The sequence below is a fragment of the Streptomyces sp. NPDC001515 genome (assembly GCF_053597115.1).
Genome location: NZ_JBSFHN010000067.1, coordinates 1 through 15,829, shown reverse-complemented (window position 1 = coordinate 15,829; position 15,829 = coordinate 1). Strand labels below are relative to the sequence as shown.

Below are 15,829 nucleotides of genomic sequence, written 5' to 3'. Positions count from 1 at the left end.
GCGAACACCGACCGGCCATGGGACTCGCACAGACCCACGACAGCCCCATGCGTCACCACCACACCCTTCGGACGCCCCGTCGAACCCGACGTATAGATCACATACGCCGGATGCTCCGGACGCACCGCCACCCTCAGCGGCTCCTCGTCCGCACCCTCCAGATCCGTGGTGAACCGCTCGTCGTCCAGAAGAACGACCGGCGTCCGCGACACGGGCAGCACACCCGCCGTCACCGACGACGCCACCACCACCGCCGGAGACGCATCCCCGACCATGAACGCGATCCGCTCCGCCGGATACGCCGGATCCACAGGCAGATACGCACCCCCGGCCTTCAGCACACCCAGCAACGCGACCACCAGGCCGGCGCCCCGCTCCAGACACACACCGACCAGGGACTCCGCACCCACCCCCAGGGCCACGAGATGACGGGCCAGACGATCGGCACGACGGTCCAGCTCCCGGTAGGACAGGGACTCCTCACCCGCCACCACCGCAACCGCGTCCGGCGTCCGCGCCACCCGCGCCGCGAACAGCTCCGGCAACGACCCCGCCCCCACCTCCACGACCGTCCCGCTCCACGCCGCCAGCCGACCACGATCGAACCCGTCCAGAACCCCGACCTCACTCAGCCGCGACCCCGGAACCCTCACCAGCAGCTCAAGAACCCCCACCCAACGCGCCACCAACCGCTCGGCACTCTCCACATCGAACAGATCCGCCGACACCACCACCGAACCACGAAGCCCCGCAGGCACCCCCGACCCATCGAAAACCTCAGTCACCGAGGCATCCAGATCGAACTTGGCGCTTGAGGTGCCGGCCGGGAGTCCGGCGGTTCGCAGGTCCGGCAGGTCGAGGACGGCTTCGGCGGTGTTCTGGACCTTCAGCATCACCTGGAACAGCGGGTGCCGGGACAGGGAGCGGGCCGGGGACAGTTCCTCGACCAGCTTCTCGAACGGGACGTCCTGGTGGGCGAAGGCGGACAGGCTCGTGTCGCGGACGCGGCCGAGGACCTCGCGGAAGGTCGGGTCGCCGGACAGGTCGGTGCGGATGACGAGCGTGTTGATGAAAAAGCCGACGAGGTCGTCGAGGGCCTCGTCCGTGCGGCCGGCGTTCGCCGCGCCGATCGGGATGTCCGTGCCCGCGCCCAGCTTCGACAGGAGCGTCGCCAGGGCGGCCTGCAGCACCATGAACGTGGTCACGCCCTCGGCCCGCGCCACCTCCGCGAGGCGGGCGTGCACGGCGGCGGGCACGGTCAGGGGGATGGTGTGGCCGAGGTGCGAGGGTTCGGCGGGTCGCGGCCGGTCCACGGGGAGTTCGAGTTCCTCGGGGGCGCCCGCGAGGGCCGTGCGCCAGTGGGTGACCTGGCGGGAGATGAGGCTGTCGGGGTCGGCCTCCTCGCCGAGGAGGTCCCGCTGCCAGAGCGCGTAGTCGGCGTACTGGACCGGGAGCGGCTGCCACGCGGGTGCCTCGCCGGCGCGGCGGGCGGTGTAGGCGGTGGACAGGTCGCGTGCGAGGGGTTCCATCGACCAGCCGTCGCCGGCGATGTGGTGCACGGCGAGGACGAGGGCGTGCTCGCCGGGGCCGGTGGTGAACAGCCAGGCCCTGACGGGGATGTCGGTGGTGAGGTCGAAGGGCTGGGCGAGCGCGTCCGTGACGGCGCGGTCGAGCTCGTCGGGGGCGACATCGGTGAAGGCCGGCGCCCAGTCGAGGTCGGCCGGGTCCAGGATCCGCTGGTGGGGTTCTCCGTCGGCGGTGTCGAACACCGTCCGCAGCACCTCGTGGCGGCCGATGACGTCGCGGAGGGCGGCGTCGAGTGCGGCGTGGTCGAGAGTGCCGGAGAGGCGCACGGCGACGGGGATGGTGTACGTGGCGCCGGGGCCGTCGAGTTGGCCGACGAACCACAGGCGGCGCTGGGCGGAGGAGAGCGGGATCCGGGCGGGGCGGTGGGCCGGGGCGAGGGCGGTGCGCGTGGTGCGGGCGGTGTCGAGTGCGGCCGCGAGGCGGGCGGGTGTCGGCCGGTCGAAGAGGGTGCGCAGGGTCGTCTCGGTGCCGAGCACCGTACGGATGCGGCTGACGAGCCGGGTGGCGAGCAGAGAGTGTCCGCCGAGGGCGAAGAAGTCGTCGTCGGGTCCGACCTGTTGGAGGCCCAGGACGTCGGCGAAGACGCCGCAGAGGAGTTCTTCGCGGAGGGTGGCGGGTCGTCGTGCAGCGCCGGTGGTGTAGTCGGGTGCGGGCAGGGCCGCGCGGTCGAGCTTGCCGCTGGGTGACTGGGGCAGGGCGTCCATCATGACGACGGCCGCGGGCACCATGTGGGCGGGCAGGCGGGTGGCGAGGAAGTCGCGTATGTCGGCGGGGGTCTCGGTGCGCGGGTGCGCGGGGACGACGTAGGCGATCAGGCGCCGGTCTCCGGGGGTGTCCTCGCGGGCGATGACGGCCGCCCGGGTGACGGCGGGGTGGGCGGTGGCCGCGGCTTCGATCTCGCCGGGTTCGATGCGGTAGCCGCGGATCTTGACCTGCTCGTCCGCGCGGCCGAGGTAGGTGTAGCGGCCGTCGGTGTCCTGGCGTACCAGGTCTCCGGTGCGGTACATCCGCTCACCCGGCTCGAACGGGTGGGCGACGAAGCGTTCGGCGGTGAGGGCGGGGCGGTTCGCGTAGCCGCGTGCGAGGCCGGCGCCGGACACGTAGAACTCTCCGGGGACGCCGGGGGGCACGGGGGCGAGGCGGTGGTCGAGGACGTACGCCCGGGTGTTGGGCAGGGGGCGGCCGATGAGGGGGCGGTCGCCGTGGGTGGTCTGGGCGGTGTCGTGGCACAGAACGTGCACGGTGGCCTCGGTGGGGCCGTAGAAGTTGAGGCCGAGGGTGTCCGGTGCGTCGTGGAGCCGCTGCCAGAGGGGGGTGCCCACGGCGTCGCCGCCGAGCAGGAGGGCGCGGGGGCGGTGGGCGGCGGTGTCGAGGAGGCCCTCGTCGAGGAGTTGCTCGGCCTGGACGGGGGTGAGGGCCATCAGATCGATGCGCCGGGTGTCGGCGTAGCGGGCGAGTGCGGTGCTGTCGCGTCGGATGTCGTCGGGGACGATGTCGAGTTCGTGTCCGGCGACCATCCACAGGAGCAGTTCCCAGGAGGCGTCGAAGGAGAGGGAGTAGGTGAGTGCCACGCGCATGCGCGGTCCCGAGCGGTTGATCGGGCCGGTGCGCTGGAAGGCGGCGAGGTTGGACAGGCCGCGGTGCGGGACGGTGACGCCCTTGGGGAGGCCGGTGGAGCCGGAGGTGTAGATGACGTACGCGGCCTGGTCGGACCGGATGTCGGCGTTCAGGGGGCTGTCGTCGGGGCCGTGGGGGCCGGCGGGGTCGCCGAGGGCGTCGGCGGTGGTGTCGTCGAGGAGGACGACGGGGGTGTCGGTGGCGGGCAGGACGTGGACGGTGCCGGGGGCGGCGACCAGGACGGCGGGGGCCGCGTCCCGCACCATGTGGGCGATGCGGTCGGCGGGGTAGGCGGGGTCGACGGGCAGGTGGGCGCCGCCGGCCTTGAGGACGGCGAGGAGGGCCACGACGGGGGCAGCGCCGCGTTCGAGGCAGACGCCGACGACGGATTCGGGGCCGACGCCGTGGTGGGCGAGGAGGCGGGCCAGGCGTTCGGCGCGGGCGTCGAGTTCGGCGAAGGTGAGGCTGTGGCCGTCGGCGGTGAGGGCGGTCGCGTCGGGGGTGCGGGCGGCCTGGGCCGCGAACAGGTCGGGGACCGTGGCGGGGGCGACGTCGGTGGTGGTGTCGTTCCCGTCGTTCACGATGCGGCGCCGGCGGTCCTCGTCGAGGACGTCGATCGCGGAGAGGGGCAGGTCGTCGGCGCCTTCGGCGGTCGCGGTCAGGGCGTCGAGGACGCGGTCGAGTGCGGTCCGCAGGAGGGCGGTCACCTCGTGGGGGTCGACGTCGGGGTGCGCGTCGACGGCGAGGGACAGGGTGGTGCCGTCGTCGTCGACGGACACGGCAAGGGGGTAGTTGGAGCGTTCCTGGGCGAAGAGGACGCGGATGCCGTCGATGCCGGTGTCCTGGCCGGTGGTGGCGCGGCGGTAGTTGAACAGGGAGCTGAACAGGGGGGTGTCGCCGGTGGTGCCGGCGGCCCGCTGGGCGGTGGTGAGGGGTGCGTGCTCGTGTTCCAGGAGGGTGGTGAGCTGGTCGCGCAGGGCGTGGAGGGCGGTGAGGGTGCCGTGGTCGCCGGTGCGGACCCGTACGGGGAGGGTGTTGATGTACGGGCCGGGGGCCGGGCGCCCGGTGTCGGCGGTGCTGAGGCGTCCGGACAGGACGGTGCCGAAGACGACGTCGTCGCGTCCGCTGACGGCGGCGAGGACCCGGGCCCAGGCGAGGTGGAGGACGGTGGCGGGGCCGGTGCCGTGCTGGTGGGCGAGGCGGCGCAGGCGGTCGGTGAGGTCGGGGGCGAGGTCGGTGCGGGCGCGGGTGGACGCGGAGCCGTCGCCGTGGACGTCGGTGAGTCCGTAGGGGGCGGTGGGTTCGGTGACGTCGCCGAGGAGGTCGGTGAAGTACCGCTCGTGGTCCTGGTGCGCGGCGGCGGACCTGGCGCGGGCGACGAAGTCGCGGAAGGGGGCGGGTGCGGGCAGGTCGGCGCCGTGGCCGTCGAGGACGGCCCGCACCTCGTTCAGGACGGTCCGCAGGGCTTCGTGGTCCTGGACCATGTGGTGGGCGCGGACGAGGGCGAGCGGGCGCGGGTGCGCGGGGCCGTCGGCGATGGTCAGGTCGAGGAGCGGGGCGCGGGTCAGGTCCGTGGTGGTGCCGGCGGCGGTGAGGAGCTGTCGTACGGGGTCGCCGGCCTCGGGGTCGGGGGTGATCTCGGTGACGGGCAGGGTGGCGTGGCGCCACACGACCTGGACGGGTTCGCGGAGGCCGTCCCAGACGAGGGCGGTGCGCAGGATGTCGTGGCGCGCGAGGACCTGGCGGAGGGCGTCGGTGAAGGCGTCGAGGAGGGTGCGGGAGGCGAACTCCAGGACGGTGGGCTGCATGTAGGCGTCCTGGCCGCCGTCGGCGAGCAGGTGGTGGAAGAGGAGGCCCTCCTGGAGGGGGGCCAGGGGGTAGACGTCCGCGATGTTGGCGGCGCCGCCGTCGACGGAGGCGGCCACGGTGGCGATTTCCTCGGCGGTGAGGTCGACCAGCGGGAGCATCTCGGGGGTGAGGGCGGTGGCGTCGGCCGGGATCGCGGGGGCGGGGATCTCGGCGCGGGTGGCGCCGGCCGCCGCGGCGAGGCCGGCGGGGGTGGGGGTGTGGAAGAGGGCGCGGACGGTGAGGTCGGTGCCGAGGGCGGCGCGGGCGCGGCCCATGAGTGCGACGGCGAGCAGGGAGTGGCCGCCGAGTGCGAAGAAGTCGTCGTCGGGTCCGACGTGTTCGAGGCCGAGGACGTCGGCGAAGACGCCGCACAGGAGTGCTTCGCGCGGTCCGGCGGGTGCCCTGCCGGGGGTGGTGGTGTGGGTGGGTGCGGGCAGGGCGTTGCGGTCGAGCTTGCCGTTCGCCGTCAGCGGCAGTGCGTCCAGCACCAGAATCGCAGCTGGCACCATGTGACCCGGCAGGCTCGCGGCCAGGTGGGCGCGTAGCGCGGCGGCATCGGTCGTCTCCTGTGGGTGGGTGGGGGTCGTGTAGGCCACGAGTCGCGGGTCGCCGGGGGTGTCCTCGCGGACGACGACGGCGGCGCGGGCGACGTGGGGGTGGCGTTCGAGGGCGGCTTCGATCTCGCCGGTCTCGATGCGGAATCCTCGGATCTTGACTTGGCCGTCGGTGCGGCCGAGGCAGGTGAGGACGCCGTCGGGGCGCTGTCGGGCCAGGTCGCCGGTGCGGTACATCCGCCGGCCCGGCTCGTACGGGTGGGCGACGAACCGTTCGGCGGTGAGGGCGGGGCGGCCGAGGTATCCGCGGGCGAGCTGGTCGCCGGCGAGGTAGAGCTCTCCCGTGGTGCCGGGTGCGACGGGTCGCAGTCGCTCGTCGAGGACGTAGGCGCGGGTGTTGGCGAAGGGCCGGCCGATGACGACGGGGCCTTCGGTGATCCGGGCGGCGGTGGCCCAGACGGTGGCCTCGGTGGGTCCGTACAGGTTGACGGCGGGTATGCCGAGGGCGTGCAGGCGTGCGGCGAGTGCGCCGGGGAGGGCTTCGCCGCCGACGAGGGCGCGTACGGAGGCGGGCGGGGTGCCGGTGTCGAGGAGGGCGCGCCACAGGGAGGGGACGGCCTGGAGGGCGGTGGCTCCGCTGGTGCGGAGGAGGTCGAGGAGGGCGTGGGGGTCGCGGACGGTGTCGCGGTCGGCGAGGACGACGGCGGCGCCGTTGACGAGGGGCAGGAACAGTTCGAGGGCCGCGATGTCGAAGGAGACCGTGGTCACGGCGACGAGCCGGTCGTCGGTGGTGAGGGGGGCGTGTGCGGCGACGGCGTGCAGGTGGTGGACGAGCGCGTGGTGGTCGACGACGACGCCCTTGGGGCGGCCGGTGGATCCCGAGGTGTGGATGACGTACGCGGGGTGACGGGGCAGGAGGGCGGCGCGGCCGGGGAGCCGACCGGTGCGGGGGCTCTCGGCGGTGGTGGGGGCGTCGACGGTGACGACGGGGGTGCCGGTGAGTGCCGCGGCGGCGGTGTGCGCGGCGGTGGTCAGGACGCAGACCGGTCGGGCGTCGTTCAGCATGTACGCGATGCGGTCGTGCGGGTAGTCGGGGTCGAGCGGCAGGTAGGCGCCGCCGGCCTTGGTGACGGCGAGGAGGGCGGCGACGAGGTCGGCGCCGCGTTCCATGAGGACGGCGACGACGGTCTCGGGGCCGACGCCGTGGTCGGCGATCTGGTGGGCCAGTTCGTCGGCGCGCGCGTCGAGTTCGGCGTAGGTCCAGGTGGTGGCGCCGTCGACGAGGGCGGTCGCGTCGGGGGTGCGGGCGGCCTGGGCCTCGAAGAGGTCGGGCAGGGTCGCGGCGGGGACGTCGGCCGCCGTGTCGTTCCAGGTGTGCAGGACGCGGTGGAGTTCGGTGTCGTCGAGGAGCGGTACGTCGCCGACGCGGGTCCGGGGGGCGTCGGCGAGGAGTTCGGCGGCGCGTGTGAAGTGCCGGGTGAGGGTCCGGGCCGTGTCGGCGTCGAACAGGTCGGCGGCAGCGATGAGGGTGCCGTGCAGCCCGGCGGGCGTGCCGTCGGCGGCGAAGGTCTCACCGAGGGTGAATTCGAGGTCGAACTTGGCGGCGGAGTCGCCGACGGGCAGCGCTTCGGCATCGACGCCGGGCAGGCGCAGGGCCGCTTCGCCGGTGTTCTGCAGCATGAGCATGACCTGGAACAGCGGGTGCCGGGCCAGGGAGCGAGTGGGGGCGAGGACCTCGACGAGCTTCTCGAAGGGGACGTCCTGGTGCTCGCGGGCGGTGAGGGCCGTCTCCTGGGCCCGGGCGAGGAGTTCGCGGAAGGTCGGGTCACCGGACAGGTCGGTGCGCAGGACGAGGGTGTTGACGAAGAAGCCGACCAGGTCGTCGAGGGCCTCGTCGCCGCGTCCGGCGTCGACGGTGCCGATCGGGATGTCGGTGCCGGCGCCGAGGCGGTGCAGCGTCACGGCGAGGGCGGCCTGGATGACGGTGAAGAGGGTGACGCCTTCGTCGAGGGCGAGACGTGCGAGGCGGGCGTGCGTCCGGGCGGGCAGCCGGAAGGGGACGGTGTGGCCCGTGTGGCCGAGCACGGCGGGGCGCGCGCGGTCGTAGGGCAGGGCGAGTTCCTCCGGCAGGTCCGCCAGGGTGGTGCGCCAGTGGGCGCTCTGGCGGGAGAAGAGGCTCTCGGGGTCGTCCTGCGCGCCGAGGAGTTCGCGCTGCCACAGGGTGTAGTCGGCGTACTGGACGGGCAGCGGCTCCCAGGCGGGGGCCGTGCCCGTGGTGCGGGCCGCGTAGGCGGTGGACAGATCGCGGCCGAGGGGGCCCATGGACCAGCCGTCGCCGGCGATGTGGTGGACGGCCATGACGAGGACGTGGTCCTCGGGGCCGGTCGACAGCAGGCGTGCCTTGAGGGGGAGTTCGGTGGCGAGGTCGAAAGTGTGGCCGACGACGTCGGCGGTCTCCCGGTCGAGCGCGGTGGGGTCGGCGGGGTCGAGGTCGCGGGTCTCCAGGTGCCAGTCCTGTTCGGCGTCCGGCAGGACCCGCTGGTGGGGCTCGCCGGCGGTGACGCCGTAGACGGTGCGGAGGATCTCGTGACGTCCGATCACGTCCCGCAGGGCCGCCTGGAGCGCGTCGCGGTCCACGGGTCCGCGGAGCCGCTGCGCGACCCGGATGTTGTAGACCGCGCTCGGGCCATCGAGCTGGGAGATCAGCCACAGCCGACGCTGAGCGAAGGACAACGGGATCATCAGGACTCCTCCTGGTTACGCATCGGCCGCAGCGCGGGCCTAGCAGAGCTCACATTTCCAAGCTGTCGTACGAGGCCGGACACGGTCCGTGCCGCGAGGAGCACCCGCAGGGGCACCTCGATGCCGAGCGCCGTGCGCAGGCGGCCGGTGAGGCGTGCGGCGAGCAGGGAGTGCCCGCCGAGGGCGAAGAAGTCGTCGTCGACGCCGACCTGTTCGAGGCCGAGGACGTCGGCGAAGGCCGTGCACAGGGCCTTCTCCCGCTCGGTGACCGGTGCGCGGCCGGTGCCGGGGGCGGGGCCGTCGTCGGGCAGGGCGGCGCGGTCGAGCTTGCCGTTGGGCGTCAGCGGCAGGGCGTCCAGCAGGACGACGGCGGACGGCACCATGTGCTCGGGCAGCCGTTCCCTGGCGAAGGCGCGCAGGTCCTCGGCGAGGGTGGCGCCCGCCTGGCCGCCCGGGACGGCGTAGCCGACGAGCCGCTTGCCGCCGGGGGTGCCGTCGCGGACGACGACGGCGGCCTGGGTGACGGCGGGGTGGGCGGCAAGGACGGCACGGACCTCGCCGGGTTCGACACGGAAGCCGCGGATCTTGACCTGGTCGTCGACGCGGCTGGCGAAGACCAGCCGGCCCCCGGGCGTCCAGCGGACCCGGTCGCCGGTGCGGTAGAGCCGTGCGCCCGCCCCGTCGAAGGGGGAGGCGACGAAGCGCTGCGCGGTCAGGCCGGGGCGGCCGGCGTAGGCGCGGGCCAGGCCGGCGCCCGCGATGTACAGCTCGCCGTCGACGCCCACGGGGACCGGGGCGAGGCTGCTGTCGAGGACGTACACCCGGGAGTTGGTGATGGGGGCGCCGATGGAGGGGGTGGCGTCGTCCGAGGTCAGCGGGTCGGACATCGTCGCGCACACGGTGGTCTCGGTCGGGCCGTAGGCGTTGACGAAGCGCCGGCCGCGCGACCAGCGGGCGACGAGTTCGCCGCCGAGGGCCTCGCCCGCGGAGACCAGGGTGGTGACGGGGGCGAGGTCCTCGGGCGCGAGGACGGACAGCACGGCGGGCGGCAGGGTGGCGTGGGTGACGCCGTGCCGGGCGACGAGACCGGCGAGTCCGCCGTCGGGCAGCAGGGTCTCGGCAGGGGCGACGACGAGGCGGGCGCCGGAGCACAGGGCCATGACCAGTTCCCAGGTCGCCGCGTCGAAGCCCGACGAGGCGAACTGCAGGACGCGGCTGTCGGCCCCGACGTCGAAGTGCTCGATCTGGGCCGCGACCAGACTGGCCACGCCCTCGTGGGTGACGACGACACCCTTGGGCCGGCCCGTCGAACCCGAGGTGAAGATCATGTACGCGGGGTGGGCGGGCCGCAGGCGTGTCCCGGTCACCGGTGCGGCGTCCAGCGCCCCGATCCGCGCCGCGAGCGGTTCCTCGTCGAGGACGAGGACCGGGACGCCGGTCCCGGCCGGTACGGCGGGCGCGCAGAGGGCCGAGGCGAGGACGGTGTGCGCGCCGGACTCGGCCAGCATGAACGCGATGCGGTCGGCGGGGTAGGCGGGATCGACCGGCAGGTAGGCGCCGCCCGCCTTGAGGACGCCGAGGAGGGTGACGATCAGGTCGATGCCGCGTTCGCGCACGACGGCGACCACGGACTCGGGGCCGACGCCCCGGCCGGTGAGGAACCGGGCAAGGCGGTTGGCCCGTGCGTCGAGTTCGGCGTACGTGACCTCGGCGTCGTCCGCCGCGACGGCGACGGCGTCGGGGGTGTCGCGCACGCGGGCCGCGAACAGCTCGGGCACGGTCGCGGCCGGCACGTCGGCGGCCGTGTCGTTCCAGTCGGCGAGGACCTGATGGCGCTGGTGCGCGTCGAGAACGCGCACGGTGCCGAGCGGTCGGTCGGGAGCGCCGTCCAGGGCCTGCTCGGCGGCGTCCACCAGGTCGTCGAGGGCGGTGCGCACCAGGGCGACGACGTCCCACGGGTCGACCGGGGCGACGGCGTCGACCATGAGGTCGAGCCCGTCCCGGGCCTCGTCGACGAGCAGGGACAGCGGGTAGTTGGTGCGTTCCCGGGTGAACAGCAGCCGGGTGCCCGGCAGGGAGGTGTTCCAACGGGTGTCGGCGTCCTCGCCCGTGCCGCGCCGGTAGTTGAGGCAGGCGGTGAACAGCGGGGCGTCGCCGTCGATGGCGGCCGCCCGCTGGGCCACGGTCAGGGGGGCGTGCTCGTGCTCCATGAGCCGGGCGAGTTGGCCGCGCATGGCGGTGATCGCCCCCAGCGCGGCGGACCGGTCGGTGCGCACCCGCACGGGCAGGGTGTTGATGAACGGTCCCGGGACCCGGTCGGCGCCCGCTCCGGCGTTCATCCGCCCGAACAGGACGGTACCGAACACGACGTCCTCGCGGCCGCTGACCGCGGCGAGCACCCGGGCCCACGCCACGTGCAGCACGGTCGCGGTGCTCACGCCCGCGCGCCGCGCCACGTCGCGCAGCCGTGCGGTGAGGTCGGGTCCGGCGGCCAGCCGCGCCCGGGTCAGGGTGGCCCCGTCGCCGTGGGCGTCCGCCAGGCCGTAGGGGGCGGTGGTCTCGCTGACGTCGCCGAGCAGCTCGGCGAAGTACCGCTCGTGCTCGGAGCGTTCGGCTCCCCCACGGGCCTGGGCAACGAACGTCCGGAACGGCAGCGGGTCGGGCAGGGTGTCGCCGCGTCCGGCGAGGAACGCGGTCACCTCCTGGAGGAGCACGTCGAGGGCGGTGCCGTCGCGGACCATGTGGTGGGCGCGGATCAGCGCGAGCCACCGCTCGGGGTGCTCCTGGCCGGGCACTGCCGCGCGGTGCAGGTCGAGCAGCGGGGCCGTACGGAGGTCCATGCGCGCGCCGCCCGCGTCGACGAGGTCCGCGACGGCGTCGGTGGTGCCGGGGTCGAGGACGACGTCGGTGACCGGCAGTTCGGCGTGGCGCCGCACCACCTGGACCGGTTCGCGCAGGCCCTCCCAGGCGTACGAGGTGCGGTAGATGTCGTGGCGGTCGACGACCCGCCGCAGGGCGTCGGTGAACGCGTCGAGCCTCTCCCGGGAGTCGAACTCCAGGACCGCCGGCATGACGTAGGCGTCGTCGCCGCCGTCGGCGAGGAGGTGGTGGAAGAGCAGGCCCTCCTGGAGGGGGGCCAGGGGGTAGATGTCCGCGATGTTGGCGGCGCCGCCGTCGACGGTGGCGACGACCGCGTCGAGTTCCGCCTCGGTGAGGTCGACCAGCGGCAGCATCGCCGGCGTGAGCGCGGTGGCCCCCGCCGGGATCAGGTTGGCGGGGACGGTGACCTGCGGGGCGCCGGAGGTCGCGGCGAGGCTCGCCGCGGTCGGGTGGTCGAACAGGGCACGCACGGAGACGGAGACTCCACGGGCGCGCAGCATCTCGATGAGCCGGACCGCCACCAACGAGTGCCCACCGAGTTCGAAGAAGTCGTCGTCCACGCCGACGTGGTCCAGCCCGAGGACCTCGACGAAGGCCGCGCAGATGATCTCCTCGCGGACGTCGGCCGGTGCCCGGCCCGCGCCCGCGGTGGCGGCGAAGTCGGGTGCGGGCAGGGCCTTGCGGTCGAGCTTGCCGTTCCCGGCCAGCGGCAGCGCGTCCAGGACGACGACCGCCGAGGGGACCATGTGCTCGGGAAGCCGCCCGCCGACGAACTGGCGGATCGCCGAGGAGAGTTCGGCCCCCAACTCCTGGTGGTCGTCGGCCACGACGTAGGCGACGAGCCTGCGGTCCCCCGGGCTGTCCTCGCGGGCGACGACGGCAGCCTGATCGACCAGCGGATGAGCGGCGATCACCCCCTGCACTTCACCCGGCTCGATGCGGTAGCCGCGGATCTTGACCTGGTCGTCGGCACGGCCCAGGAAGACCACCTGACCGTCCTGCGTCCACTTCGCACGGTCACCCGTGCGATACATCCGCTCGCCGCTCTCGTACGGGTTGGCGACGAACCGCTCAGCGGTCAGCGCTTCGCGGCCCACATATCCACGGGCGAGGCCGGCACCGGACACGTACAGCTCACCGGCGACACCGACCGGGACCGGCTGGAGACGGGAGTCCAGGAGGTAGAAGCGGGTGTTGGCGATCGGCGTGCCGACCGGGACCGTCCCGCCCGCGATCCCCTCGGCGGTCAGCCTCGTGGTCGCAATGCCGATCGTCGTCTCGGTCGGACCGTAGTGGTTGTGGACCTCCCGCTCACCCGCAGCCCCGAGCAGTTCACGCAGCCAGACCGTCGAAGCGGCCTCGCCACCGAGAACGAGCGACCGCGCAGGCAGCACGGCCTCGAAACCGGACGTGGTCAGCGCGGCCAGATGCGAGGGGACCACCTTGAAGTGATCGATCTCGTGCTCGGCCAGATAAGCGGCGACCCGTTCCGGGTCGGTGACCGCACCCTCCTCCAGGATGTGGAGTTCGCCGCCGGTGGTGAGGCTCGCGAAAACCACCGTGTTGCCCAGGTCGGTCGCCTGGGCCTGGAGCAGCGCGTAACGGGCGCCTTCGCCCGCGAAGCCCAGGCGGTCGGGGACCGAGGCCGTGTAGTTCGCCAGGCCACCGTGGGTGACCGCGACACCCTTGGGCCGGCCCGTCGAACCCGACGTATAGATCACATACGCCAGGGACTGCGGATCGACCTCACGATCAGGGCGCTCCGCGGACGCGGCGGCAAGCTGCATCTCCACGAACGTGTCATCGATCGCCACCAGCCGCGAACGACCGGCGGGCAGCTCGTCCAGAATCTCCTCCGTCGTCAGAGCCAGCGCGGCACGGCTGTCACGGAGCATGAACGCGATCCGGTCCGTCGGCTGCCCCGGATCAATCGGCAGATAGCCCGCCCCCGCCTTCCACACGCCCAGGATCGCCGCGATCACGTCCACACCACGCGGCAGGCACAGACCCACCACCGACTCCGGACCAATGCCCTGACCCACCAGATAATGCGCGAGACGATTGGCCCGAGCCTCCAGCTCGGCGTACGTGAAGTCCGTACCGTCGGCGGTCAGCGCCACCGCACCGGGCACCCGGTCCACCACCCGCTCGAACCCCTCATGAACCAGGACCGACCGACCTTCACTCGCCGTGTCGTTCCAACCCGTCAGGACCCGGCGCCGCTCCTCGTCCGGCAGGACCGCGATCGAGGAGAGCGGTGTGTCGGGGCCGCCGTCGAGGGTGGTTTCCAGGGCGGAGAGCAGCCGGTCGGTGGCGGTGCGGACGAGGACGCCGACCGCGAAGGAGTCGATGGGGGCGACGGAGTCGACCGCCACCTCGGTCCGGTCGCCGTAGTCGTCTACCAGGATGACCAGGGGGTAGTTGGTGCGCTCGCGGACCGAGAGCAGCCGCACGCCGTCCATCCCTTCGTCCACCGCCCGGCCGCTGTTGCGCCGGTAGTTGAGGAAGGAGGTGAAGAGCGGGGTGTCGCCGGTGACGCCGCTGGCGCGCTGGGCGACGACGAGCGGGGCGTGCTCGTGCTCCAGGAGTTCGGCGAGCTGTCCGCGCGTGGCGGACACGGCCGTGTGGGCGCCGAGTTCGCCGGTGCGGATCCGGACCGGCAGCGTGTTCATGAAGGGGCCCGCAACGCGGTCGGCGCCCTGGCCGGCGTTCAGCCGGCCGTACAGCACCGATCCGAAGACGACGTCCTCGCGTCCGCTGAGGGCGGCCAGGACGCGGGCCCAGGCGATGTGCAGCACGGTCGCCGTGCTCGTGCCGAGGCGCTGGGCGACGCTGCGCAGCCTGTCGTGCAGTTCCGGTGCGAACGGCACGACCGCGTGAACGGTGTCGGCGCCGTCGCCGTGTGCGTCGGTCACGCCGTAGGGGGCGGTGGGTTCGGTGACGTCGCCGAGGAGGTCGGTGAAGTAGCGGGTGTGGTCGGTGCGGGATGCCGCTCCGCGTACCTGGGCGACGAAGGTCCGGAAGGGGAGGGGCTCGGGCAGGGCGTCGCCGTGGCCGGCGAGGATCGCTTCGACCTCGTCGAGGACGATCTGCAGCGCCGTGTGGTCGCGGACGGTGTGGTGCATGCGGACGAGGACCAGGTGGCGGTCGCCGGCGGGGTCGGCCGCGACGTGCGCGTCGAGGAGGGGTGCCCTGCCGAGGTCCATCGCGCCGCCGGCGGCGGCGAGGAGCTGGTCGGTCGCGTCGCCACCATCGGCGTCGAGGGAGATATCGGTGACGGGCAGGGTGGCGTGGCGCCGGACGACCTGGACCGGTTCGCGGAGCCCTTCCCAGGCGAAGGAGGTGCGGTAGATGTCGTGCCGGTCGACGACCTGCTGGAGGGCGTCAATGAAGGCGTCCGCCCGGTCGCGCGAGTCGACTGCGAGGACGGCGCGCATCACGTACGCGTCCTCGCCGCCGTCGGCGAGGATGTGGTGGAAGAGCAGGCCCTCCTGGAGGGGGGCCAGGGGGTAGATGTCCGCGATGTTCGCGGCGCCGCCGTCGACGGTGGCGACGACCGCGTCGAGTTCCGCCTCGGTGAGGTCGACCAGCGGCAGCATCGCCGGCGTGAGCGCGGTGGCCCCGGCGGGGATGAGGTTGTCGGGGATCTCCGCCTGGAGGGCGCCGTCCGACGCCGCGAGACCCGCGACGGTCGGGGTGTCGAAGAGAGCGCGGACGGAGATCGTGACGCCGTGGGTACGGAGGGTCTCGATGAGGCGGACGGCGAGGAGGGAGTGGCCGCCGAGGCGGAAGAAGTCGTCGTCCACGCCGACGTGGTCCAGCCCGAGGACTTCGGCGAAGGCCGCGCACAGGATCTCCTCGCGGACGGTGGCCGGGCCCCTTCCCTCGCCCGCGCCGGCGGCGAAGTCGGGAGCCGGCAGGGCCTTGCGGTCCAGCTTGCCGTTGATGTTCAGCGGCAGGGCGTCGAGGACCACGACGGCCGAGGGGACCATGTAGGAGGGCAGCCGGTCGGCGGCGAGGGCGGTCAGGAGCTGCGGCAGCTCGTCGGCCGCCTCGTCCTGGACCGGCACCGCGTACGCGACCAGGTGCTTGCCCCCCGGGGTCTCCTCGCGGGCGACGACGGCGACCTGGGCCACCTGGTCGTGCCCGGCAAGGACGGCCTGGATCTCGCCGAGTTCGATGCGGAAGCCCCGGATCTTGACCTGTTCGTCGGTGCGGCCGAGGTATTCGAGCTGGCCGTCGGCGTTCCAGCGGACGATGTCACCGGTGCGATACATCCGCCGGCCGGTCTCGAACGGGTTGGCGACGAAGCGTTCACCCGTCAGCCCACCACGACCCAGGTAACCACGGGCCAACTGCACACCCGCCAGATAAAGCTCTCCCGCCACCCCCACAGGCACCGGGGAAAGCGTCGCGTCCAGGACATACACACGGGTGTTCGCGACAGGCGCCCCGATCGGCACCGACACACTGCTGGTGCCGGGCACGCACTGCCACGACGTGACGTCGACCGACGCCTCCGTCGGCCCGTACAAGTTGTGCAGCTCGACACCCGGCAGCACAGAGAAGAACCGGTCCCGCACCGACGCGCCCAACGCCTC

At 73.5% G+C, this 15,829-nt stretch carries 2 protein-coding genes; both read right to left on the bottom strand.

Annotated features, from left to right (window positions below):
• The coding region (locus ACWCXC_RS36980) for an amino acid adenylation domain-containing protein (RefSeq protein ID WP_450891771.1) at positions 1-8,348 on the bottom strand (8,348 nt) is incomplete at its 3' end.
• The coding region (locus ACWCXC_RS36975; RefSeq protein WP_450891770.1) for an amino acid adenylation domain-containing protein at positions 8,348-15,829 on the bottom strand (7,482 nt) is incomplete at its 5' end. The genes ACWCXC_RS36975 and ACWCXC_RS36980, both read right to left, overlap by 1 nt.